Annotated in this window: 23 protein-coding genes; 17 read left to right on the top strand and 6 right to left on the bottom strand. The window is 57.2% G+C overall.

All coding sequences use genetic code 11. The annotated features are described in order from the left end of the window. Nucleotides 1–59 precede the first annotated feature (59 nt). Genes KYE46_RS07225 through ccmI form a run of 6 tightly spaced genes read left to right on the top strand, consistent with a single transcriptional unit; the run spans nt 60 to nt 6,442 of the window. Nucleotides 60–785: a response regulator gene (locus KYE46_RS07225; RefSeq protein ID WP_219004525.1), complete on the top strand. Its 726-nt coding sequence runs from the start codon at nt 60–62 to the stop codon at nt 783–785. After that, a complete protein-coding gene (locus KYE46_RS07220) occupies nt 782–2,245 on the top strand; it encodes an ATP-binding protein (RefSeq protein ID WP_219004522.1) in 1,464 nt (487 codons plus the stop codon). Before KYE46_RS07225 ends, KYE46_RS07220 begins: the two co-directional genes overlap by 4 nt. 7 nt (nt 2,246–2,252) lie before the next feature. Further along, on the top strand, nt 2,253–4,253 hold the full coding sequence (locus KYE46_RS07215; RefSeq protein ID WP_219004519.1) for a heme lyase CcmF/NrfE family subunit: 2,001 nt from the start codon (nt 2,253–2,255) through the stop codon (nt 4,251–4,253). A gap of 4 nt (nt 4,254–4,257) precedes the next feature. After that, complete coding sequence (locus KYE46_RS07210) at nt 4,258–4,815, top strand: DsbE family thiol:disulfide interchange protein (protein WP_219004516.1); 558 nt, start codon at nt 4,258–4,260, stop codon at nt 4,813–4,815. Further along, the gene (locus tag KYE46_RS07205) at nt 4,812–5,297 is read left to right on the top strand and encodes a cytochrome c-type biogenesis protein (protein WP_219004513.1); all 486 of its coding nucleotides are present in this window, start codon (nt 4,812–4,814) and stop codon (nt 5,295–5,297) included. The genes KYE46_RS07210 and KYE46_RS07205 overlap by 4 nt, the downstream gene beginning before the upstream one ends. Next, the gene (gene ccmI / locus KYE46_RS07200) at nt 5,294–6,442 is read left to right on the top strand and encodes a c-type cytochrome biogenesis protein CcmI (RefSeq protein WP_219004510.1); all 1,149 of its coding nucleotides are present in this window, start codon (nt 5,294–5,296) and stop codon (nt 6,440–6,442) included. Before KYE46_RS07205 ends, ccmI begins: the two co-directional genes overlap by 4 nt. A 17-nt stretch (nt 6,443–6,459) precedes the next feature. On the opposite strand, the gene KYE46_RS07195 is transcribed toward ccmI, so the two are convergent. Together KYE46_RS07195 and KYE46_RS07190 are read right to left on the bottom strand one after the other, a co-directional pair. Further along, nucleotides 6,460–8,583, bottom strand: a complete 2,124-nt coding sequence (locus KYE46_RS07195) for a protein-disulfide reductase DsbD family protein (protein ID WP_219004507.1) — start codon at nt 8,581–8,583, stop codon at nt 6,460–6,462. A gap of 28 nt (nt 8,584–8,611) precedes the next feature. Further along, nucleotides 8,612–8,803: a hypothetical protein gene (locus KYE46_RS07190; RefSeq protein WP_219004504.1), complete on the bottom strand. Its 192-nt coding sequence runs from the start codon at nt 8,801–8,803 to the stop codon at nt 8,612–8,614. A 699-nt stretch (nt 8,804–9,502) separates the two neighbouring features. On the opposite strand from KYE46_RS07190, the gene KYE46_RS07185 reads away from it, so the two are divergent. The 7 genes from KYE46_RS07185 (at nt 9,503) to KYE46_RS07155 (ending at nt 15,259) form a co-directional block, all read left to right on the top strand. Further along, a complete protein-coding gene (locus KYE46_RS07185) occupies nt 9,503–9,967 on the top strand; it encodes a c-type cytochrome (protein WP_219004502.1) in 465 nt (154 codons plus the stop codon). A gap of 429 nt (nt 9,968–10,396) precedes the next feature. After that, a complete protein-coding gene (locus KYE46_RS07180) occupies nt 10,397–10,963 on the top strand; it encodes a c-type cytochrome (protein WP_219004500.1) in 567 nt (188 codons plus the stop codon). Nucleotides 10,964–11,176: 213 nt separating this feature from the next. Further along, a complete protein-coding gene (locus KYE46_RS07175) occupies nt 11,177–11,872 on the top strand; it encodes a c-type cytochrome (protein WP_428845082.1) in 696 nt (231 codons plus the stop codon). Between the two features lie 63 nt (nt 11,873–11,935). Next, a complete protein-coding gene (locus tag KYE46_RS07170; protein ID WP_219004497.1) occupies nt 11,936–13,330 on the top strand; it encodes a multicopper oxidase family protein in 1,395 nt (464 codons plus the stop codon). A 98-nt stretch (nt 13,331–13,428) separates the two neighbouring features. Continuing rightward, a complete protein-coding gene (locus KYE46_RS07165; RefSeq protein ID WP_247716944.1) occupies nt 13,429–13,815 on the top strand; it encodes a c-type cytochrome in 387 nt (128 codons plus the stop codon). After that, nucleotides 13,816–14,553, top strand: coding sequence for a DsbA family protein (locus KYE46_RS07160; RefSeq protein WP_247716943.1), 738 nt, complete (start codon nt 13,816–13,818; stop codon nt 14,551–14,553). Between the two features lie 118 nt (nt 14,554–14,671). After that, a complete protein-coding gene (locus KYE46_RS07155) occupies nt 14,672–15,259 on the top strand; it encodes a L,D-transpeptidase (RefSeq protein WP_219004494.1) in 588 nt (195 codons plus the stop codon). A 43-nt stretch (nt 15,260–15,302) separates the two neighbouring features. Here the strand turns inward: KYE46_RS07155 and KYE46_RS07150 are convergent, their stop codons facing one another. Further along, entirely contained in the window at nt 15,303–15,497 is a 195-nt protein-coding gene (locus KYE46_RS07150; RefSeq protein ID WP_219004492.1) for a heavy-metal-associated domain-containing protein, read from the bottom strand. Nucleotides 15,498–15,649: 152 nt separating this feature from the next. Between KYE46_RS07150 and KYE46_RS07145 the strand changes: the two genes are divergently transcribed. Both KYE46_RS07145 and cueR read left to right on the top strand, forming a co-directional pair. Beyond that, a complete protein-coding gene (locus KYE46_RS07145) occupies nt 15,650–18,169 on the top strand; it encodes a heavy metal translocating P-type ATPase (protein ID WP_219004490.1) in 2,520 nt (839 codons plus the stop codon). A gap of 31 nt (nt 18,170–18,200) precedes the next feature. Further along, nucleotides 18,201–18,596, top strand: a complete 396-nt coding sequence (cueR, locus tag KYE46_RS07140) for a Cu(I)-responsive transcriptional regulator (RefSeq protein ID WP_219004488.1) — start codon at nt 18,201–18,203, stop codon at nt 18,594–18,596. 127 nt (nt 18,597–18,723) lie between these two features. On the opposite strand, the gene petA is transcribed toward cueR, so the two are convergent. After that, a complete protein-coding gene (gene petA, locus KYE46_RS07135; RefSeq protein ID WP_219004486.1) occupies nt 18,724–19,284 on the bottom strand; it encodes a ubiquinol-cytochrome c reductase iron-sulfur subunit in 561 nt (186 codons plus the stop codon). 382 nt (nt 19,285–19,666) lie between these two features. On the opposite strand from petA, the gene KYE46_RS07130 reads away from it, so the two are divergent. Then, nucleotides 19,667–20,002 carry a DUF305 domain-containing protein gene (locus KYE46_RS07130; RefSeq protein ID WP_247716942.1) on the top strand — a complete coding sequence of 112 codons (336 nt, stop codon included), beginning with the start codon at nt 19,667–19,669 and terminating at the stop codon, nt 20,000–20,002. A gap of 50 nt (nt 20,003–20,052) precedes the next feature. Here the strand turns inward: KYE46_RS07130 and KYE46_RS07125 are convergent, their stop codons facing one another. Continuing rightward, nucleotides 20,053–20,730 carry a hypothetical protein gene (locus tag KYE46_RS07125; RefSeq protein ID WP_219004485.1) on the bottom strand — a complete coding sequence of 226 codons (678 nt, stop codon included), beginning with the start codon at nt 20,728–20,730 and terminating at the stop codon, nt 20,053–20,055. A gap of 417 nt (nt 20,731–21,147) precedes the next feature. On the opposite strand from KYE46_RS07125, the gene KYE46_RS07120 reads away from it, so the two are divergent. Continuing rightward, on the top strand, nt 21,148–21,651 hold the full coding sequence (locus tag KYE46_RS07120) for a disulfide bond formation protein B (protein ID WP_219004483.1): 504 nt from the start codon (nt 21,148–21,150) through the stop codon (nt 21,649–21,651). Here the strand turns inward: KYE46_RS07120 and KYE46_RS17620 are convergent. After that, nucleotides 21,602–21,838, bottom strand: coding sequence for a DUF302 domain-containing protein (locus tag KYE46_RS17620; RefSeq protein WP_487249770.1), 237 nt, complete (start codon nt 21,836–21,838; stop codon nt 21,602–21,604). The genes KYE46_RS07120 and KYE46_RS17620 overlap by 50 nt on opposite strands. Nucleotides 21,839–22,034 lie beyond the last annotated feature (196 nt).

Genomic DNA, 22,034 nt, shown 5'->3' with positions numbered 1-22,034 from the left:
TACAATCCGTGACAATTACGATGCGGAATTGCCGCGAACGGTGGCGTAGGGAAGATCCAATGAAAACCGAAAGCCCACACATCTTGGTCGTAGATGACCACCGTGACATCCGTGATGCAGTCACGCGGTTTCTGGAGAAGAACGGACTGCGCGCAACATCTGCCGCAGATGCCGTCGAGATGGATCAGAAGCTAAGCCTCGGCAGCTTCGATCTCATCGTGCTGGATGTGATGATGCCCGGCGAAGACGGGTTATCGGTTTGTCGCAGGCTTGCAGCGCCCGGATCTTGTCCAATAATAATGTTGACGGCTTTGGGAGATGACACCGATCGCATCATCGGCCTAGAGGTCGGCGCAGACGATTACCTACCAAAGCCATTCAATCCTCGGGAACTCCTGGCGCGCATAAAGGCGGTTCTAAGACGCACCGAGCGGCCAGAAACATTAGCCGGAGCATTGGCAGGGAAAACCGTTCGGTTTGCGCATTGGAGCCTTGATGTTGATCGGCGTTCGCTCGTGTCCGAAACAGGGGTTCAAGATACCCTTTCGAATTCTGAGTTTCGGCTGCTTGTCACGCTCCTTGAAAGACCGCGCCTCGTTCTGAACCGAGACCAACTGTTGGATCTTACGGCAGGCAGGGCCGCCGGTCCCCTTGATCGCACGATAGACAACCAAGTCAGCCGCTTACGGCGCAAAATTGAGGTTGATCCGATGCGGCCCAAGATCATCACAACGGTCCGCAATGGTGGCTACAGTCTCGCATGTGACGTGGAGATTACGTCATGATTGGGCGCGTTCTTTTTAGCCTTCGGGGACAGCTCATCCTACTCCTTTTGGGTGTTTTGCTGGCAGCCCAGATCGTCAGCCTGTTCTTCTTTGTCGACGAACGCAGTTTGGCAGTCCGAGCGGCACTTGGCTTTGAGGCCGCAGGCCGCGCCGCGAGTGTCGCGCGCTTGTTGGAGGAGGCACCCGCAGATTTGCATGACGCCATTCTTCGCGCCGCAAACTCACCGCTCGTTCGGTTTGAGATGACCGAAGAGCCACAAGTTGCGCGGCACAGCCACCCGGATGGCGGTCCGGTCGAGAGCAGGATCCGTATTTTACTTGGTGACCAATTCACACGTGAAATCCGCGTGGATGTCCACGCCGTCGAAGGCAACATCCTCCCACTGCCACACCTATCTCCCGAGATGGCGGAAATGCATGTGGCGATGATGCGTGGCGATCTCTCTGCGATCGAGATGAGTGTATCAATTTCGCTAGCGGGTGGCGAATGGCTGAACGTTGAGACGCGGTTCGAGCGCCCACCGTTGCAATGGGCATGGGGATCGACGCTTACCTTCGTCGTAACGGCGTCAGTACTTCTAGCCGCGGGGTTTTGGTTCCTTATGGCGCGCATCACGGGCCCGCTCCGGCGCTTGGCCGTGGCCAGCGAGCGACTTGGTCGGGGAGAAGATATGGCCCCTGTCAACCCTACAGGACCGACAGAAGTGCGGGAACTGACGGCGGCGTTTGGGATCATGCAACAACGCCTCAAGAGGTTCGTGGAAGATCGAACACGCATGCTCGCCGCGATTGGTCATGATCTGCGCTCCCCTTTGACCGCGCTAAGGGTCCGAACGGAAATGGTGGAAGATGAAGAGACGCGTGAACGGCTGACAGCTAGCATCGAAGAGATGCAGGGAATGCTGGATGCGACGCTGTCCTACGCACGCGGTGTCAGCGCATCTGAGCCATCAGAACGCATGGAAGTTGGACGCGTCCTGTCGGACATCAATCAGTCGATGCCATCTCAATTCCTAATCCTTCCAAGGCATGAGGAATTTGTGTCTGTTCGTCCATTCGCATTCAGGCGCGCGCTTCGAAACCTCATCGAGAACGCACAACGATACGGCGGCAACGCGCGCGTTAGTTTTGGCGCAAGCGACGGGGTCGTCTCAATCAAAATTGACGATGATGGCGAGGGTATTCCAGAAGAATTCCTAGAAGACGTCTTCGCTCCGTTTCAGCGGCTGGAGCATTCGCGTTCGCTCGACACAGGGGGCCATGGTTTGGGCCTCTCGATTGCGCGCAGCATTCTTCGCGCCCATGGCGGTGATGTCGTGCTGTCCAACGCGCCCCAAGGCGGGCTGACAGCCACCATTACACTGCCGACCGACGATACCCGCGAAGACGAGACAAATGTGTCCCGCGACGGCAAGGATCAGTTGGGCAGCGATCAGATCACAAGAAACACCAATCCATGAGGCCGACATGATCCCAGAAATCGGACAATTCGCCCTGACGCTGGCTTTAGGCTTTGCGTTGGTTCAAAGCATTTTGCCGATACTTGGGTCCGCTCGTGGCAACAGTCTCTGGATGCGGTCGGCTTATGCCACGTCACTGGCGCAGGTTGTCTTCACGATGATCGCATTTGCAGCACTCATGCGGTCATTTGTGGTCAGCGACTTCACGGTTCTGAACGTTGTCGAGAACTCCCATTCTCTCAAACCGCTTCTGTTCAAGATCGCGGGAACCTGGGGCAGCCATGAAGGCTCGCTGTTGCTTTGGGTCCTTATCCTCACGGTTTTCGGGGCTGGTGTCTCGGTCTTCGGCACGAACATTTCCGCTGGCCTCCGGGCGCGGACCTTGTCTGTTCAAGCTTGGATCAGTGTCGGCTTCTTCAGCTTCATGCTGTTCACCTCAAACCCCTTTGAGCGCGTGTTTCCTCCACCCACAGACGGGCAGGATCTGAACCCGCTGCTGCAAGACGTCGGGCTCGCAATCCATCCACCGCTTCTCTACATCGGCTATGTCGGCTTCTCGATTGTGTTTTCTTTCGCGGTTGCTGCGTTGATCGAAGGGCGAGTGGATGCTGCATGGGCGCGGTGGGTCCGCCCCTGGACGCTTGCAGCTTGGATGAGCCTAACGGCCGGGATCGCGCTTGGGTCGTGGTGGGCTTACTACGAGCTTGGCTGGGGCGGCTGGTGGTTCTGGGACCCTGTCGAAAACGTCAGCTTCATGCCTTGGCTTCTAGGCACGGCGCTTTTGCATTCAGCCATCGTGACCGAAAAACGCGGAGCGTTCAAAAGCTGGACGATCCTTCTGGCGATCCTGACCTTTTCGCTATCGCTTCTGGGCACCTTCATCGTGCGCTCAGGCTTACTGACGTCGGTTCATGCGTTCGCCGTAGACCCCGAGCGCGGCGTCTACATTCTTTGGCTATTGGGGATCAGCATTGGCGGATCACTCACACTTTATGCATGGCGCGCTCCCGCCTTGGACGCCGGAGGGCTTTTCCGCCCGGTGAGCCGAGAGGCCGGATTGCTTCTGAACAATCTGCTGCTGGCAACAGCAACAGGGACGGTGCTGTTTGGCACGCTCTATCCGCTATTCGTCGAGGCGATCTCAGGTGAGAGGCTTTCAGTCGGGCCGCCCTTCTTCAATGCGGCCTTCATCCCCATGATGTTGCCTTTGGTCTTCGCTATGGCACTCGGGCCATTCTTGTCATGGAAACGCGCCGATCTGGCCGGAGTTCTGCAACGACTAAAGTTCGTCGCGATCCTGTCGGGTCTTGCCACGCTGACGATATGGTATTTGACCGAAGGCGGACCGGCTCTCGCCTATCTTAGCATCGCGATTGCGATCTGGATGTTGCTGGCCACTTTGCAGGAATGGGCTGGTCGCATCCGGCTTGGTGACGTCACTTTCCGGGAGTCGTTTCGTCGAGCCAGAAATCTACCGCGCGCCTCACATGGCATGACGTTGGCCCATGCAGGCCTTGCCATTGCGATTCTCGGATTTGTCGGCTCCAGCGCATGGAAATCGGAGCAGATCGTGTTCGTGACACCCGGCACCGAGGTGGCAATCGCCGGATTCGACGTGCGTTTCGAGGGCGTTGAGCGTGTCGTGGGGCCAAACTATGTGGCAAACCGCGGCACCTTGACTGTCGAGCTGGACGGTGAGTACGTCACCACCCTCAATCCAGAACGGCGCAGTTACCCGGTCTCACAATACAGCACGACAGAGTCCGCTATCCGGTCAAACATGGCGGGCGATCTTTATGCGTCGCTGGCCGAGGCCGCAAATGCGCAGGCCGAGGCCCGAGGCGCTTGGACGCTGCGCATTCTCTACGAGCCATTGGTGAATTTCATCTGGATCGGCTCCGCGATGCTCGTGTTGGGCGGTGGGCTGTCGCTATCGGATCGGCGCTTGCGTGTCGGGGCACCCAAACGGGCATCCCGCTCCATTCCTGCAGCAACTCCGGCGGAGTGAGCCCATGAAACGCATGCTCTACGCCAGTCCAGTTCTGATCGCCATGATCTTTGGCGGATTTTTCCTCTGGGGACTTAACCCGGAACGGGACCCCAACGCCATTCCCTCGGTCCTAATCTCAAGCCCCGCGCCCGAGGTTACATTGCCTGAGGTGGCGGGAACGGGCGTGCCCGGTTTTTCCCACGCTGATCTTGTAGGCGACGGGGGACCTGTCGTGGTCAACATCTTCGCCTCTTGGTGTGTGCCATGCCGCGCTGAACATGCGGTGCTGACACGAATGGTGAACCAAGATGGCGTGCGCCTGTTCGGCATCAATTATCAGGATCAGCCCGAAGATGCGCTGCGCTGGCTGAATGAGCTTGGCAATCCGTACGAGCGGATCGGATCCGACCTGAACGGACGTGCCGCAATCGATTGGGGCCTGACCGGTGTGCCGGAAACCTTCATCGTCGGCGCGGACGGAACCGTTCTCTACAAGCATGTCGGGCCGATACTTGGCAATGACGCCATCAGCGCGTTTACCACGGCGCTGGAGCAAGCCCGGCAAGAGGGATCATCATGATCGCACGCCTACTTCTTATCATCACGCTGACCTTGGTGCCTGTGACCACTGCGCTGGCCGTTGAGCCCGATGAAATCCTGTCGGACCCGGTGCTTGAGGAACGCGCGCGCGAAGTATCGCGGGAGTTGCGCTGCGTTGTCTGTCAGAACCAGGACATCGACAGTTCAAATGCCGGCATCGCGCGGGAAATGCGGATACTTGTCCGCGAACGTTTGATGGCAGGCGACACCAACGCGGACATTCTGGAATTCATGGTCGCGCGTTACGGCAATTATGTGCTGTTACGCCCGCCATTCAACGCGCAAACCTATGCGCTGTGGTTTGCGCCTTTGGTGCTTGCGCTGTTCGCGGGTGGCATTGGTTACACCGTGATGCGTCAAGCACGCCACAAAACGATCCGGCCCGCCGATCTGACCACTGATGAGGAAGCCGCGCTTCAAGCGGTTCTCGAAACATCTTCAGACATCGAGAAAAACAAATGATCCTGCCCTTAATTTTCGGAGCTATGGCGCTCCTTGGAGCCTCATTCCTGCTTCTGCCACTCTTGCGGCAAGATGCCCAAAACGACGTCCGCGATTCAGGTGCCATCGCAATCTTGCGGGATCAATTGTCAGAGATCGAGCGCGATCAGGCGCGCGGTCTCATCAGCGAGGTCGAGGCAAAGGATGCCGGGATCGAGGTTAAACGGCGGCTTCTTGCCCTTTCGAAAACGCACGAGGCGCCGAACGTATCAAGAGGGCGCGGCAGTTGGGCCATGTACAGCGCGGTTGTCGTCGTCAGCGTAAGCGGCATCGGTCTTTACGGGACGTTGGGAAGCCCCGGCACGCAAAGCGTTCCCTTTGCCGCGCGCAGTGAAGAACGGGCTGCTGCCAGCGAAATCGCAGGTCTGGCCGCCGAGTTGCGCTCGCGTCTGGAAGCCGACGAAAATGGCGGGCCATATGAGGGCTGGATGTTACTGGGCCAGACCTACATGCGCATGAACGACTACGCCGGTGCCGTGGATGCCTTTGCGATCGGCGTGGAGCGTCCGGAGGCCAGCTCGGCCACCTATTCTCAACTGGCCGAGGCCATGCTTGCTGTCGAAAGTGGCATAGTCACACCGCCGATAGAGGCCGCAATCGAGCAGGCCGTCGCTCTGGCCCCCCGCAATCCCGCAGCCGTCTTCTATCAGGCTTTGGCGCTTGACCAGACGGGTCGCAGCGCATCTGCCTATGATGTCCTGGCTCAACGAATTGCGATGGAGTCCGAGATTGCACCATGGATGGAGGCGTTGATCGGGCAGATGAACAGGATCGGTGAACGTCTGGGCCGCCAACCTGTTGGACCAATGATGCTTTTGTCGCAAGACGGCGTTCCTGGACCAAATGCGGACGATGTCGAGGCCGCAGCGGAGATGAGCGCAGAAGACCGGGCAGAAATGATACAATCTATGGTTGCGCGCCTCGCCACGCGTTTGGAAGACGAGCCGGATGATCTTGAGGGATGGCTGCGTTTGACCAATGCGTACAACGTTCTGGGCGACCTCGATGCAGCGCGCACCGCATTGTCACGAGCTGAACCCCTTGTTCCAGAGACCGGCCCGCAACGTCAGGCTTATCAGGATCTTTCGGAAGCGCTGAACCAGTAGGCGCGCGGTGCTAGCGCTCAGTTGCCGGTCGCCACGTCGCGCGAGGCAGCGTCGCTCAACGCCTGAAAGACGGCCTCGGCGCTCAGCAGCTCTGACAGGACGATGCCGTCCGGTGCGCCCGGACCGTAAACCGCGTTGAATGGAATGCCGTAACGGCCAAACGACGCCAGATAGCGCGAAATGTCATCGCTCGGACGGGTCCAATCGGCGCGCATGGTCATCACACTGTCAGCGGCCAACTCGCTGGCCACAGGGTCACGGTCCAGCACAAGAAGTTTGTTAGCCTGACATGTCAGGCACCAATCGGCCGTGACGTCGACAAAGACCACATCGCCTTGGGAGACGTGGCGCGCGATCGCCGCGCGGTCAAAGACCGCCCACTCAGTTTCAATAGCAGCGAGGTCTGCCGGGTTACGATCCGCAAACTGGCTCGCCGCCACGATGGGCGCGATGGCCAGGACCAAGATTGCGGCCCACTTGGGCAAATCCGGGATCCGCTTCACGGTGATCGTTGCGATCAAGGCAAGTGTCAGACCCACGGTCACAAGGGTCGCGGTGGACCCAGCCACACCGGACAAGACCCAAATCAGCCATGCCGCCGTCACCAGTAAGAGCGCACCCAAAACTACCTTCACAAGAACCATCCAGCGCCCGGGCTTCGGCATCATCTGCGCAAGGCGCGGATAGGCGGCAACAATGAAATAGGGCAGCGCGAGACCCAAGCCCAAGCCGGTGAAAACCACGGCGATATCAATCGCCCGCCCGGTCAGCGCAAATGCAATGGCGGTCCCAAGAAAGGGTGCGGAACATGGCGTGGCCAATACGGCGGCAAAGGCGCCGGTAGCGAAATCGCCCGCGTAATCGCCACGCGAACCACGAGCCGCCATTCGCGTTTGAAGGCGTGACGGAAACGATATCTCAAACAGACCCAACATGTTGGCGGCAAAAACAGCGAGGATTACGACCATCAAGGCCAAGAAACCCGGGTTCTGGAACTGAAGCCCCCAACCCACGGTGAAGCCGATCTGTTGCAGCCCGAAAGTCACGGCCGCCAAGAACCACATGAACGCCATGACACCGACGGCCGAGGCCACAAAGCTCGCGCGAATTTCGCCGATTGTTTTGCTCTTTCCAGCTACGACAGATGCCAGTTTGATCGAGAGTACGGGCAAGACGCATGGCATCACATTCAGGATCAGACCGCCAAGAATTGCGAACAATCCAATCCATGCCAGCGCTGCATAGGATGTCTGCTCGACCCGTAGGTCGAACGGTGCCGGGATCGGCGCGTCTAGTAGCGTTGCGGCCAGCGTGGCGGCCCTATCACCGTCCGTTAGCGTGATCGTTACATCACGCGCCTCCGGGTCCAGCGTCAAGATCGGGAACTGTGCCCAGATTAAGCTTCCGCCGTCACCAAGGCGGATATCGGGGACACCAAACGCCGTGTAGCCGGCCATTTCAGGGAACAGATCTGGGTCCTCGAATACATCGGCGCCTTGAACCGTGACTGTCAGCGTTTCTCCTGAACCGTCGACAAAGGCGTCGATTTCTGACACAAACTGGGACGGTCCCTCGATTGGCACCTGCGCGACAAACCGCGCGATCTGGTCTGCCGAGGCGAGGTCGATGGCGTCCGCACCTCCGACATCATTGGCCGGCAAGTCGATGTTGAGATCAAAATCAAGCGGTACACATACATCGGAGCAGACCAGAAGGCTCACATTCGCCACAAGGGTCGTGGCTTCGCCGGGGGTCTCCAACCGGATACGGAGTGGCAGAACGACATCACCGGAGTAGCCGAAATTCTGAATCCCGAACGCCGTGAACCGATCGGGTGCGGGCCAGAGCATCTCCACGTCAGCGACGTTGTCGGAGCCTGCAAAGTCCACTTCGGGCGGTAGCCCTACCTCGCCTGGACTGCGCCAATAGGTCTTCCAGCCTTCCGCCAAGGACAAGTCCAGTCCGCCAGAAATTGAAGACGCGCCCGGGGCAATCCAGTTTTCCGCAGTAATAAGCGTGACATCTACCGCCGGATTGGTTTCGACGCCAGACGTCGCCGACAGTGCTCCAAAAGACGACCCGAAGATCACCATTGTGGAGAGGCCGAGTGTCGTGAGAAAGGCGCGTGCGGTCACGATCATAGGCTTTCACGATAGATCTTCGGCAATGTCACTGAAACACAAACCCTTCGCGACCGTCTTCACACTCGATACGGGTCACACCGCCACCAAGGTCTTGTACAGTTACGCATTGCTCCATAGCGCTTTCTGGCTGCAGTAAACGTGATGTGCTTTGCGTGACATCGAGAAAGTCGCACTGTTGCAACGCGGCACCGCAACCGCCCACGAAGAACAGTAGCATGGGTGTACAGAAACGAGCGATCCGCTGACGGGCCAACTTTAGGGGTCGACGCGGACCGGGAGCGGATCTGCTTCATAATATTCAGGCTCCCGCGTTGATGCGGGATCCTTCGCCTTGTCGCCATGACACGAGCGCCCCATCAAACGGTGCACTACGAAGTGCATTCCCAAACAGAGCACTAGAGGCAGTATCAAACCGACGTTGGAAAAAATCGCTCCGATGCCAGCACCATTCACAAGAACAAGTGCTATTGGAACCATCATGACGATGCAGCACGCTGCCATACCAAGCTTGGCGAACCGGTTTCTGGACTTTCGCCCTTGAGATGCGTCACTCAATTCTGAACCCTCGTTTGACTAACCTATAGCGTCCACGAAACAGCTTCCTGCACTAGAAGGTCAACGTTACATATGGATACAAAAAGCACGCATACGTAACCTGCCGACGGATTGACGTTCCACAGTGGGAAATTGCACACCTGATAGTGTTTCTCCGTCGCGCATTGGATGCCAGTATGAACAGTACCAATCACCCAACTTTAATGCTGCGCCGCCGAATACTGACGGTCCACACGGGGATGGAGCCTCCATTGGTTTCGGGCGCATCGTGGCGGAACTTCCCGAAGGCTTCGCCCAGACGCGAAAGTGACCCTTGCGTCATTTTACTCTCCTCCTCTTCTCCTGTTTCTGAAGGTCAGCAATGTCAAAAGTAGGTCTAGGAATTGCAACTTTCGTCATCATTGGAGTAGGACTGGCGCTCGCAAATCTTTGGAAAAACAACGATGTTACGGCTGCAGCTGGCCATTCAATGGAGCCTCCGGATTTATCCGATGTTGCCGACAACGGACCTATCGTTGAGGTCGCGTTGCCAGCAGAGCTGACGTCTGAAGCGCGATTGGGACGGGTCGCTTTTGAGGCTGTGTGCGCAGACTGCCACGGTATCAATGCAGCCGGGCAGAATGGCGTTGCTCCACCTTTGGTCCACATAACCTATGAACCAAACCATCACGGTGACGGTTCATTTCTCTCAGCTGTTCGTAATGGCGTGCAATCACATCACTGGAGCTTTGGAAATATGCCTGTGATTGATGGCCTGACCAATGCAGATGTCCGGGCGATCACGCAGTACATCCGCGAACTGCAGCGCGAGAACGGAATTTTCTGATGCGCCCGCGCGATATAACAAGTTGGGGTCTAGCACTCCTGCAAAAATCCATCTTGCTACTTGCGCTGCTGATCAGTGTCGGGGGAGCGCTTCTTGGTAGCGAGGCCGCTGCGCATACGCCTGAAGAATTGACATCGGCCTCCTTGGTCGCTGCCTCACAGCAGTCTGAGCAAATTCAGAAAGAATCCAGCGCTCATGCAGACCAAGAGCATATTGCGGTGGGAGGTCATTGCCATCCCGGCCTGGAGTGCTCGTTAATCGCCGTTATGGCTGAACACCAGCACACCGATCGCCATCGTCCCATTACGAGATCGCCTGCGATCCGGATGACAACTCGATATCCCTCCACGTCGCCTTGCCACGACCCTCCACCACCTCGACTGTTCGCTTTGACCTAACTCATTTCACTCAAAGCTAAGGACAGACCCAATGAAAAAGATACTGATCTCCGCAACCGTAATTAGTGTGGTGGCCGTAGCCGTCGCGACGGCTCATACAGGCGCCACCGGCGTCGTACGTGAACGGATGGACGGCATGATGGCGATGCGGGATGCCGTGCGTGCTCTGACCCCGATGATGCAAGGTCAAGCCGAATACGATAGCCAAGCCGTTGTCGCCGCAGCAGCCATTATTGAAAGTCATGCTGGAGAGACAATGACAACGCTGTTTGAGGAGGGGACCGGTGGACCTCCGTCAGCGGCAACGCCCGCCGTCTGGGAAGATTGGGAGGCCTTCGCGGCCATCGCCATGCGCCTTGAAACAGTTGCTGAAGCACTCGGTCAGGCGGCGGTGAACGCTCCAGGATCCGCAATGCCGGAAGGCAGCATGCAAGCAGATGCCGGTGCCATGATGGGTGGTGCAAGTTCCATGATGGGCGACAGTGTGGAACCGGACGCTGAAATGATGGCGCAGATGCCCGTCGACCGCGTTTTTGCCTTAGCAGCACAGACTTGTTCGTCTTGTCATACATCCTATCGCGTCGAGCAGGAGGATTGACCCGTGCGGGTTTGGATGCTCGGAAGCGTATTGGCTTTAGCCGTCGCTGGGACTGCGGGAGCAGTGTTCCTGTGGCCTGTTGGCGTCGCACCAGAGCCAATTGAGCTTTCAGGCGATGCGGGACGCGGAGCCTATTTGGCGCGCGCAAGTGGTTGCATCGCCTGTCACACAAACTTTGAAAGAGGAGGCGCGCCCCTTGCCGGGGGCGTCGAGTTGGCGACGCCGTTTGGAACCTTTTATTCCCCGAACCTGACCACTGATCCCGAGAATGGCATAGGACGGTGGAGCATCGAAGACTTCGCGATGGCCGTGCGCCAAGGTGTAAGCCCGGAAGGAGAACCCTACTATCCGAGCTTCACTTACCCGTTTTATGGTGATTTCTCGGACCAAGATATCGCGGACCTTTGGGCTGCATTTCAAACCGTGCCACCGGTGGCGGAAGTACCGCCAGATCACGAGGTCGGCTTCCCCTTTAACATGCGGTGGGGCCTGAAACTGTGGCGGGCCGCGTTCCTGAGAGATCCCGAAACAGAATCGGTTGAGGGGCGCGATGACGTCTGGAACCGGGGGCGCGAGTTGGCTCGTGGTGCGGCCCATTGCGGCGCATGCCACACAGGCCGCAACATTGCGGGCGCACGTCTCGAGACGGCCTTCTATGCCGGCAATGATGATCTGCCCGGCGGTGACCACGCGCCATCTATTCAGATTGAACATCTGGTTGAACAGGGATGGACGGTCGACTCGATCGTTTATGCGCTCGAGACGGGGATCACGCCCTCGGGCGACGTGTTCGGCGGCGGAATGGGGGAGGTAGTCCAGTATGGCACCAGCTTCCTGACGCCAGAGGACCGATTGGCCATCGCGACATATATAATGGATCCGGGTGACGACCTGCCTGATCCTGAATGAATAACAGTACCCGGGCGGACCGGTCTGCCCGGGTCACCTGCATGTCAAAGGACACGAACGATCATGCAAGACAGACGAAAATTCATGGCGACATCCGCCGCTGCGATCGGCCTGTTCGGCGCTGGCTTACCACGCGCCGCGCGCGCGAACATACCTTTTGAGAGCTTGGAGGCGATGCCCGCCTCGGTTCAACTTGCACCCGACGGGTATCCGCTGACGGATATCTGGGGGTATGGCGGCACTGCACCCGGCCCTGTTCTGCGCTTGGCCCAAGGGGCGCGGCTTCAACGTCAGTTTGTGAACAGCCTTCCGCAAGCCAGTGCAGTGCATTGGCACGGCATCCGCATAGATAACGCCATGGACGGCGTGCCGGGCTTAACGCAGGACGTTGTCATGCCCGGGGATAGCTTTGACTACGACTTTGAAGTGCCGGATGCCGGGACCTATTGGTATCATTCTCACAATCAATCCACCGAGCAGGTTGCGCGCGGCCTGCATGGTGCTTTGATCGTGGACGAGCCTGACGCGATCGATGTGGATCGCGACGAGGTCATGGTACTGGATGATTGGCTGATTGACCCCGAAACCGCCCAGATTTTCCCGGAGTTCGAAAATTCTCATGAACGCAGCCATGGCGGCCGAAATGGAAACCTGACCACCACGAACGGCACCTATGATCGCATGATGACAGTGCAACGCCATGAGCGGCTTCGTCTGCGGTTGATTAATGCTGCCAACGCAAGGATATTTGGTCTCGGGCTAGAAGGATTTGAAGGTTGGATCGTCGCATTGGACGGAATGCCACTGCCAACGCCTGAGCCCTTCACGAACACCCTCGTGCTTGGCCCTGGTCAACGTGCGGACCTTTTCGTGGACGTCGTGGCCGAAGACGGAACCTCAGCGTATCTGGTTCGCGCCGAGGACGGGCGCGGCACACCGCAAGTCACATTTCAGGTGCGCGGGCAGGCAAGCCTTGCCCGTCGACCGGCACCTCAGGCGCTGCCTCCGAACCCCGGTCACATGATTGAACTATCCGGCGACGTCGCTCGCGTAGCGCTTGAAATGTCGGGCGGCGCGATGGGTGGTATGCGGCAAGCCACCTACAATGGTGAAATAATGAGTTTCCGCGAACTAGCCCGTGCCAATCAATTCTGGGCCTTTAATGGAACCGTCGGGATGACTGAGGAGCCCTTGGCCGCATTTGATCGCGGGCAAACAGTGCGTCTTGGCATTTCGAATGACACCTCGTTTCCCCACGCAATGCACCTGCACGGGATGCATTTTCGCGAAGTTTTGGCAGATGAAACACTCGGTCCGATGCGCGATACACTCTTGGTTGGCAGCGACCAGCAGCGAGAGATCGCCTTCGTGGCGAACAACCCAGGCGATTGGTTGTTCCACTGCCATATGCTGTCCCATGCTGCATCGGGAATGATGACTTGGGTGCGGGTCGCATGAAGCTAATAGCCCCTGCCTTTGTACTCACAGCGCTCGCCGCAGTATCACTCGGTATGTGGTCCGCGACAGCGCAAAGCGACGTAGAACCCATCCCAGTGATGCCGGAAACCGTCGACATTGTGCAAGGCGCGGTCTTGTATGCGGAGAATTGCGCCGCCTGCCATGGGGCCAATCTTGAAGGGCAGCCCGATTGGCAAGTTCCGGGTGATGACGGCGTCCTACCCGCGCCGCCGCACGACGCCACTGGCCATACTTGGCATCATACAGATGCGCTATTGTTTAACTATACAGCCTTAGGCGGTCGCGAAATGATGGCACGCCTTGGGGTCGAGTTTAACAGCGGCATGCCCGGGATGGCTGACACGTTATCCGAACAAGAAATCTGGGATATTCTCGCTTTCATCCAATCGACGTGGCCCGAGCGCCAGCGAGTGGGGCAAGCCGAGCGAACACAAGCGGAACTTTCCGCACAGGGAGAGAATTAGATGCGAAATATTGGGACAATTCTTTTCGCCGCAATGCTGGCGGTTTTGCCTCTAGCAGCATCGGCGCAGGACACAGTAACCGAGGACCGAGTACGTGAACTGGTGCGCGAAACTCTCTTGGAGAACCCTGATATCCTTATCGAGGTCTTTGCGATCCTCGATCAGAGGGCCGCAGAGGCCGAAACGGCCTCGCGCGCCGACGTTATCGCACAACAGCGGCTCTTGCTGGAACAGGATCCAAACGCGCCGGTTCTGGCCAACCCAGACGGTGACGTCACAATTGTTGAATTCTTCGATTACAACTGCCCATACTGCCGCCGTGTGAAGCCTGCTGTTGAGGCCCTGATTGAAGCAGACCCCGGTGTCCGGTTCGTCTATCGGGAATGGCCCATTCTTGGGGAAGGGTCCGTTTTTGCAGCCCGCGCAGCGCTCGCGTCGCGCGAACAGGATCTTTATGAAGATTTCCACTGGGCATTGATGGGCATGGATGGTCGTGCCGAAGAGCGATCAGTCTTGATGATCGCCCGAGAGGTCGGCCTCGACATCGAGCAATTGCAGATCGATATGGAAGCTCTCGAGGTCGATGAGCATATCGAGACGTCCATGAGGCTTGCTGAGCTTCTGGGTGTCACTGGTACGCCAGCTTTCATCATCGGCGACAACCTCGTTCCGGGCGCCGTCGAACAGTCTTTGCTTCAAGACTACGTTGATGAAGTGCGAGCCGTAGCCGCCGAATAATGTGGGTTCTAGCAACAGCTTAATTCTGAATGCCGAATTCACGAAGGCGTGAATAGACTGGTCTCTGAATTTTTTTGATCGTTGCCTATACGGAAGACTATCTAAAGGAGTAATACCGATGCTGCCCGAAGTAAGCCGCAGAAAGTTTTCATTCGGCGTGGGTGCGGTGGGAATACTTGGAGCCTCTTCGGTTTCGGCACATCCATTTACGTTGCCTGAGCACTTCTTGCCGCAATTGGTGAACACCAGACAGCGCGACTGGCTGCCTGGTGACGTGCACGTCGTACCCGACGAATTTCATCTTTATTTCATGTTAGAGAATGGTCGAGCCATTCGTTACGGTGTGGGTGTGGGGCGCACAGGTCTCTATGAGTCCGGCGTTTTCACCGTTGCGCGAAAAGCGGAGTGGCCTTGGTGGCGCCCGACAAATGCAATGATCCGACGCAATCCAGAACAATATGCGAGGTTTGCCGATGGCATGCCAGGCGGACCCAACAATCCCCTCGGTGCGAGAGCGTTGTATCTTTATGACGATGATGGCCACGACACGTATTTGCGTATCCATGGGACCAATGCACCACGCACAATCGGTTCTGCGGTATCAAATGGCTGTGCCCGCCTCACTAACGAACACGTAACTGATTTGTATCCACGCGTCGACGTTGGCGCGCGGGTCTACCTCTATCCGAAAGTGACTACCGCCTAGAGTTGCCCTAGCAGGCTTTGCGCTTGGCTGCCGGTGTCACCTTCTAAGTAACTGCGGAGTCGTAGCCGGCACCTTTAATCACGGACTGAAGTTGCGAGCCATCCAGGCTACTTTCAATTTCGATAGCTCGCTTGGGCATATCGAAGTTAAGCGTCGCGGCCGGATCAGCGCCCCTTACGGCGGTTTCGATTGCTGACTTGCAGTGGCCACAGCTCATCTCTGGTACGTTGAAACGCATGTCTATTCCTTAACTCGCCAGGTTCTTCAAGAAACCATGTGCAAGGTTGCCCCGCTGGAAGGTCAATCCCTCAATTAAATTGTATCCACCCTTGACCTTCCAGTTACTGGAAGCCCTATATGTCCAACTGAACAATATTCAGGAGAGCTGCAATGCTGCCGACATCGACGTCCAAATCAATAAGTATTGACGGCATGAGCTGCGCCTCTTGCGTCGGCCGCGTTGATCGCGCGTTGACTGCAATTGAGGGCGTCAGCGACGTGAAAGTGAACCTCGCCACCGAAAGCGCCAACTTGGTCGCTGAAGGCGCCCAAGGCTTGAAGCAAGCAGCGGCCACTTTGGATAATCTGGGCTATCCAGCGCGAACTGCGCGCGTCACGCTGAACATTGCAAGCATGACCTGCGCGTCGTGTGTCGGTCGCGTGGACAAGGCGCTTGCGAAGGTGCCCGGTGTCTTGGACGTCTCGGTCAATTTGGCGACTGAAACGGCAGTGATCACCTTTCTGGAGGGCGTTATCGCGCCAAACGACCTTGCGGCTGCATCGACAGACGCGGGGTACCCAGCGAGCGTGATAGAGGCGGACGCTCCTGTAGATAGGTCTGCTGAGAAGGAACAGGAAGCGCAGCTTGCCTTGCGCCGAACGCTGTTTGCAGCTGCTCTGTCGCTGCCTGTCTTCGTCCTCGAGATGGGAACCCACGTCATACCGGGCGCCCACGCGTTCATTGGGGCAACCATCGGCCACCAGACAAGTTGGCTGATCCAGTTCGTACTAACGACAATTGTGCTGATTGGGCCCGGTCGAGGCTTCTATCTCAAAGGGTTTCCGGCACTGCTGAAGGGTGCCCCGGATATGAATTCCTTGGTAGCGGTCGGAACATCCGCCGCCTACAGCTATTCCCTTGTGGCGATCTTCGCGCCATCGCTTCTGCCCGATGTTGCGCGCGCCGTTTACTTTGAAGCCGCCGCCGTCATCGTGACATTGATCCTGCTTGGTCGGTTCCTTGAAGCACGGGCAAAGGGGCGAACAGGGGCCGCCATCCAAAAGCTGCTTGGTCTGCAAGTCAGAACAGCCCGTGTGCTGCGCGACGGTGAACCAGTTGATGTGGCACTAGAGGATATCGTGGAAGCCGACGTGTTGATTGTCCGTCCGGGCGAGCGGATTGCCGTTGATGGAGAGATCGTCGAGGGCAGCAGCCACGTGGATGAAAGCATGATCACCGGTGAGCCCATTCCAGCGGGCAAGACCGTTGGCGATGCGGTGACTGGTGGCACGGTCAACGGCGCAGGCAGCTTCCGCTTTCGCGCAACCCGGGTGGGTGCCGATACGACACTGTCGCAGATCATCCGCATGGTGCAGGACGCCCAAGGCGCGAAACTTCCGATCCAGGCTTTGGTGGACCGCGTGACCATGTGGTTCGTGCCTGCCGTGATGGCGTTCGCTGCCTTAACCGTCGCTGTCTGGCTGGTCGTAGGTCCCGATCCGGCAATCACCTTTGCGTTGGTGGCCGGTGTGTCGGTCCTGATCATCGCGTGCCCCTGCGCGATGGGACTGGCGACGCCGACTTCGATCATGGTCGGCACAGGACGTGCGGCCGAGATGGGCGTTCTGTTCCGCAAGGGTGATGCCTTGCAGCATTTGGTCGGCGTGAGCGTCGTGGCCCTCGACAAGACCGGGACGATCACAGCGGGCCGCCCGGAATTGACCGAGTTGATGCTTGCCGACGGGTTCACGCGCGCGGATCTTCTTTCGCTTGTCGCGGCGGTTGAGGAACAATCCGAGCATCCGATCGCGGAAGCGATTGTTCGCATGGCCCGTCAAGAAAACGTCGCCCGTGCGGACGTTACCAGCTTTGAAGCGATCCCCGGTTACGGGGTGCGTGCCCGTGTGGCCGGGCATGACGTACTAGTCGGGGCCGATCGCTTGCTGGACCGTGAGGATATCCAATTGGGCGGCCTGAAAGAAGCCGAAACCGAGCTCGCAACCAAAGGCCGAACGGCCCTTTTTGCCGCCATCGATGGGCGGGTTGCAGCTGTCATCGCCGTCTCCGACCCGGTCAAACCTGCCAGTGCAGCCGCTATTCGGGCGTTACACAATCTCGGCCTACGGGTTGCCATGATCACCGGCGACAAACGCGAAACCGCTGAAGCCATCGCGGCTGAAATCGGCATTGATGAGATCGTGGCCGGGGTCCTTCCCGATGGCAAAGTCCGCGCGTTGGATGAATTACGGGGAGACGGGCGCAAGGTCGCGTTTGTTGGTGATGGCATCAACGATGCCCCTGCCCTTGCGCACGCCGATGTTGGTATCGCCATTGGCACCGGCACCGACGTGGCGATTGAGTCCGCTGATGTCGTTCTGATGTCTGGCGACTTGGCGGGCGTCGTAAACGCCTTCGAAGTATCACGGCGAACCATGCGAAATATCCGGCAGAACCTGATCTGGGCCTTTGCTTACAACACCGCCCTAATCCCCGTTGCAGCTGGCGTCCTGTTCCCGATTTTTGGCGTGCTCTTGTCGCCGGTCTTTGCCGCTGGCGCGATGGCCCTGTCGTCGGTCTCGGTTTTGGCCAATGCGCTTCGTTTGCGACGCATCCAACTCGCGATGAGCGAAGGCGGCAATGGGCCGAAAGCCACGCCTGCCCCCAACCTACAACCCGTGGCAGCAGAATGATCCCCGCCGCAAACGCACAGGAGAGACAGTCATGAACATCGGTGATGTATCCAAGATGGCAGGCGTACCTGCAAAGACTATCCGCTACTACGAGGATATCGGGCTGATAAAGCCGTCTCGCAGTAGAAACGGCTACCGATCGTTCCAGAAAACGGACGCCCACAAACTTGCGTTTTTAGGCCGCGCGCGGGCGCTTGGATTTTCCATCGCGGATTGCCGCAACTTGTTGCAGCTTTATGAAGATGACAGCCGGAACAGTGCTGAGGTGAAGAAAATTGCACAAGAACACATGAGAGAGATCGAGCAAAAGATCCGCGATCTAGACGACATGCGCGGAACCTTGGCATCCCTGATCGCGGCGTGTGCAGGCGACCATAGGCCAGATTGTCCAATCTTGTCTTCGCTCGGCGACGCAGGTAACATATGAACCCTTAACGAGAAGTCTGTGTGCGAGATGTTGCAGGAGCACAGCCAACATGAGTGGCGTAAGAGCGGCGACAACGCGGAGCTGGTTGTTTCAGACACACAATCTAGCACGTACGAAGTTACGCGCCTCAACCCAATGTTAAAATCGAGTCATCAGACAGTTCCAACTTGGGTATATGAAGGTTCTCAGGCGCCGGTCCCCTGCGAATACGGCCGGACGTATCATAGTGGGACCCATGACACGGGCAGTACCACCCACCAAAATCGCCAGCTCCGTCACCAATCGGAACACATCCAAGATGAGTGCAGACGCCGATCATAACTAGAAACTCTGGCCGGTCTGCTACTGCTCGGTTTGCATCAATGGCGACACTTGCATCTGAAACATTTAGGTTGCGCGCTATGGTGTCAGGCAGGGCACTGACGTCCTCTGCTTGGGCTTCGGCAATCTCGCTCTCAGTCCGAAAGCGGATGAAAACCGGCTTTCCTCGCCATTCGACCGTCAACTGGCTTCCGACGGTGAGACCGGAGATGTCCACTTGAATACTGGAAAGAGCGATCACATCTGCACTCGGGTTCATCGAGTCGATCAGCGGCCACCCTGCCGCACCTGTCGCAACAGCGCCGACGGCCCCTGTCGAATAAAAAAGGAAATCTCGTCGAGGTGCTGTGTGCAAAGTTGTTGACATGGATCAACCATGCCCCCTTCCTGCGCTGGAACCTCAAGGGCCTTCCCACAAGAAAATAGACCGCGATATCGGCCCTGTCGTACCCCCAAGCCAAGATTACCCGAGATGCTGGAACCCTCCCACGCTGGAATGTCGTTTCTCAATTATTGAACTAATCTTGGAGGATCGAATGTCAGTTTTGAATACGACCAACCAAACCGGCCATAATTCGCGAAACACCTCTGCAAGTAACCAAGACCATGGATCATACGGTCGATTTTTTGCGATGGTCGGCACAGCAACAGCCATCATGTTCGGCCTGATGTAACTCAACACCTACGCACTTGATCACGTGTTCTTTAGCGAGACGCGGTTCTACATGACGTTAGTCATGGGGGCTGTGATGGCCACCGTGATGCTACTGTTCATGCTGGGAATGTACCGTAACAAAACGGCGAACTCGGCGATATTCATCGGCTCGATCATCGTGTTTGCGGGGGCGCTTTGGCTAGTTCGAAGCCAGTCAACGGTGGAAGACGTCAGCTGGATGCGTGCCATGATTCCGCACCACTCCATCGCGATCCTGACGAGTGAGCGAGCTACCTTCTCGGATCCTCGCGTGCAGTCGCTTGCGAACGATATCATTGAGGCGCAGCGTCTTGAAATCGACGAAATGCGCGCTCTGATCACTGACTTGCAGGGCGGGCCGGCTGCAACATCCGAGCTTGACGGGCAGTAATTGGTTTGTGCGAAAAACATGGTGAGGGCTCAACCACGGGCCTTTGCCGATCAAGGTATTTGTAGGGCAGCGATCAAGCTGGCCAACGCCGTCAATAGCAGCGTAAAGAGCCCAAAATAGACAAACGCGCTCAGCGCACTCAATGTTGCTATACAGCCCTTTCCCAGCCAAGTTAGCTTGCACTGGATTCTTTGGCTCACTTGTCCTTCCCCCGCAAGAAGCACTGAGATCACGTTTAGATACAGCGGTACCGCGCTGATCATTGTTGCGTAGAGGTAAACTCCTGAAATGTTCTCGAACATCGCTGATCGTGCGAGGGTCGGGCCGACCACGCGCAACGCTTGCCATCGATTACCACCAAATGAACCGAACCAATCGGCAGACACAAAATAGATGAAAGCATGCAACGCGACAAAAACAAAGATCCTGGCTGGCAGGTCTACTATGAGGATGAGAATGGATGACGAGTGAGTTCCCTGTCTCTTGGCCGAGACAGCATAAAGGAAGAGGCTCAAGTAGTTGACCGCGAACACCACGGGGATGCCATTTGTAAGAACTTGTCTTAAGAAGCGCCGCAATGCTGGACCATTTTCCAGAAGCATGGAGCCAAAACCCGGTGTGAGCGCAACATAGAACAGCAATAGTGGAACTAGACTGACACAGCTCAGGATCAGCGTATTCGCTGCAAACCGTGAGAACGGTAAGTCGAGTGAGAAAAAGCGATCCATGGTGATGCAGTGTCGCCGTTTAGGGACCTCAAGGCGAGTGGAACAAAGCGCCCTTGACGACCGAAGATCAATCCACTGGTTGGCCATTAAATATTTTGGCGTTGCTGGATGCCGCGCTTTGAGTTTTGGATATCCGCCAGCACCCTGAAGGCTACGTCAAGAACCGCCCGAAGCGAGTTGTGGAACCTCCTCGCTACTGTATTCGGCAGTTCCAGAGGCTTAACCGTGGTGCGAATGACATGATGCCGCGAGCCGCAGGTCTCTGCATAGCCAGACATCTGACCAATACTCATGCTGATATTACATTTGGTTACACATCTGATTTTGTCATCTGGGATCCGGTTGCCTACGTAAGTCGAAGTATCACGGCAAACGTTGCGGAGTTGTTCGCATTGCCACGACAAAGGACAAAACACGGTGACATTCGATGACAGGAAAACGGGGGTTGCCGCCGCCGCCGGGTCAGGCCTTCTGCTAGCAACTGCTTGGACCTTTCAGGCCTTTGGCTATGCCCCATGTTCAATGTGCATACTGCAAAGATATCCGCATGTCGCGGCAGTCTCGGTAGGCATATTGGTCCTTATGGGCCTGCGCCATCCGATCATTTATCTGCTCGGTGCCGCCGCCGCCGCCACGACTGGAACGATAGCAATTTACCACACGGGAGTTGAGCGAGATTGGTGGGAAGGCCCTACAAGTTGCACTGGCTCTGGGCAAAGTTTGTCGAGCATGGACGTCGTAGATCTTCTTTCGACAGATGCGGGGCCGACGTTGGTCATGTGCAACCAGGTCGCTTGGGAGTTTCTGTCCATATCGATGGCAAGTTGGAATGCCATCGGCAGCTTTGGACTAATGCTGCTCTGGATCATTGCTATAAGTATGAGGATCGAAAAGCAACGTATTGCGAGTCATGCCAACTGACAGTGGTGTCAGACAATTTTGCAATGCGATAGGGTCGCATCACGGCATCCGGATTCTTTTTCATTGTCGCCTTAACGTCGGTTTCTGTCAGCACTCGAAAGCCGTTGTCCGCAAGCGCGGCGCGGGTACGCGTGTCGATCTCGTCGAATGAGGCGTCGATGAAATGGCGATTGATAGTATATTTCACTGAAATGCGTTCCTCGACTTTGCGCCCTGAGACGCTGACTAAGCGACACCGCGCGACGACTGCTCGTTCGCGACTATTTTGTGCGCCTCGTGGCTAGGTCCCCGATTTGGTATCTCGCGTGCAGGTTATCGTAACTAGGCCTTGTCGTATTGACCCACATCAGCGACTTCGCGCCGTTTTCTCACTAGGGGACAAG

This window comes from Gymnodinialimonas ceratoperidinii, assembly GCF_019297855.1.
Taxonomy (GTDB): domain Bacteria; phylum Pseudomonadota; class Alphaproteobacteria; order Rhodobacterales; family Rhodobacteraceae; genus Gymnodinialimonas; species Gymnodinialimonas ceratoperidinii.
This window is presented reverse-complemented; position numbering and strand designations above follow the sequence as displayed.

Bases quoted from the DNA above. Each gene is read 5' to 3' on its own strand.
- KYE46_RS07190 (WP_219004504.1), bottom strand. From the start codon at position 8,803: ATGCTACTGTTCTTCGTGGGCGGTTGCGGTGCCGCGTTGCAACAGTGC.
- KYE46_RS07210 (WP_219004516.1), top strand. From the start codon at position 4,258: ATGAAACGCATGCTCTACGCCAGTCCAGTTCTGATCGCCATGATCTTT.
- KYE46_RS07205 (WP_219004513.1), top strand. From the start codon at position 4,812: ATGATCGCACGCCTACTTCTTATCATCACGCTGACCTTGGTGCCTGTG.
- KYE46_RS07130 (WP_247716942.1), top strand. From the start codon at position 19,667: ATGGCCACCGTGATGCTACTGTTCATGCTGGGAATGTACCGTAACAAA.
- KYE46_RS07180 (WP_219004500.1), top strand. From the start codon at position 10,397: ATGAAAAAGATACTGATCTCCGCAACCGTAATTAGTGTGGTGGCCGTA.
- petA (WP_219004486.1), bottom strand. From the start codon at position 19,284: ATGTCAACAACTTTGCACACAGCACCTCGACGAGATTTCCTTTTTTAT.
- KYE46_RS07125 (WP_219004485.1), bottom strand. From the start codon at position 20,730: ATGGATCGCTTTTTCTCACTCGACTTACCGTTCTCACGGTTTGCAGCG.
- KYE46_RS07185 (WP_219004502.1), top strand. From the start codon at position 9,503: ATGTCAAAAGTAGGTCTAGGAATTGCAACTTTCGTCATCATTGGAGTA.
- KYE46_RS07225 (WP_219004525.1), top strand. From the start codon at position 60: ATGAAAACCGAAAGCCCACACATCTTGGTCGTAGATGACCACCGTGAC.
- KYE46_RS07195 (WP_219004507.1), bottom strand. From the start codon at position 8,583: ATGATCGTGACCGCACGCGCCTTTCTCACGACACTCGGCCTCTCCACA.
- KYE46_RS07160 (WP_247716943.1), top strand. From the start codon at position 13,816: ATGCGAAATATTGGGACAATTCTTTTCGCCGCAATGCTGGCGGTTTTG.
- ccmI (WP_219004510.1), top strand. From the start codon at position 5,294: ATGATCCTGCCCTTAATTTTCGGAGCTATGGCGCTCCTTGGAGCCTCA.
- KYE46_RS07220 (WP_219004522.1), top strand. From the start codon at position 782: ATGATTGGGCGCGTTCTTTTTAGCCTTCGGGGACAGCTCATCCTACTC.
- KYE46_RS07170 (WP_219004497.1), top strand. From the start codon at position 11,936: ATGCAAGACAGACGAAAATTCATGGCGACATCCGCCGCTGCGATCGGC.
- KYE46_RS07165 (WP_247716944.1), top strand. From the start codon at position 13,429: ATGCCGGAAACCGTCGACATTGTGCAAGGCGCGGTCTTGTATGCGGAG.
- cueR (WP_219004488.1), top strand. From the start codon at position 18,201: ATGAACATCGGTGATGTATCCAAGATGGCAGGCGTACCTGCAAAGACT.
- KYE46_RS07155 (WP_219004494.1), top strand. From the start codon at position 14,672: ATGCTGCCCGAAGTAAGCCGCAGAAAGTTTTCATTCGGCGTGGGTGCG.
- KYE46_RS07150 (WP_219004492.1), bottom strand. From the start codon at position 15,497: ATGCGTTTCAACGTACCAGAGATGAGCTGTGGCCACTGCAAGTCAGCA.
- KYE46_RS07145 (WP_219004490.1), top strand. From the start codon at position 15,650: ATGCTGCCGACATCGACGTCCAAATCAATAAGTATTGACGGCATGAGC.
- KYE46_RS07215 (WP_219004519.1), top strand. From the start codon at position 2,253: ATGATCCCAGAAATCGGACAATTCGCCCTGACGCTGGCTTTAGGCTTT.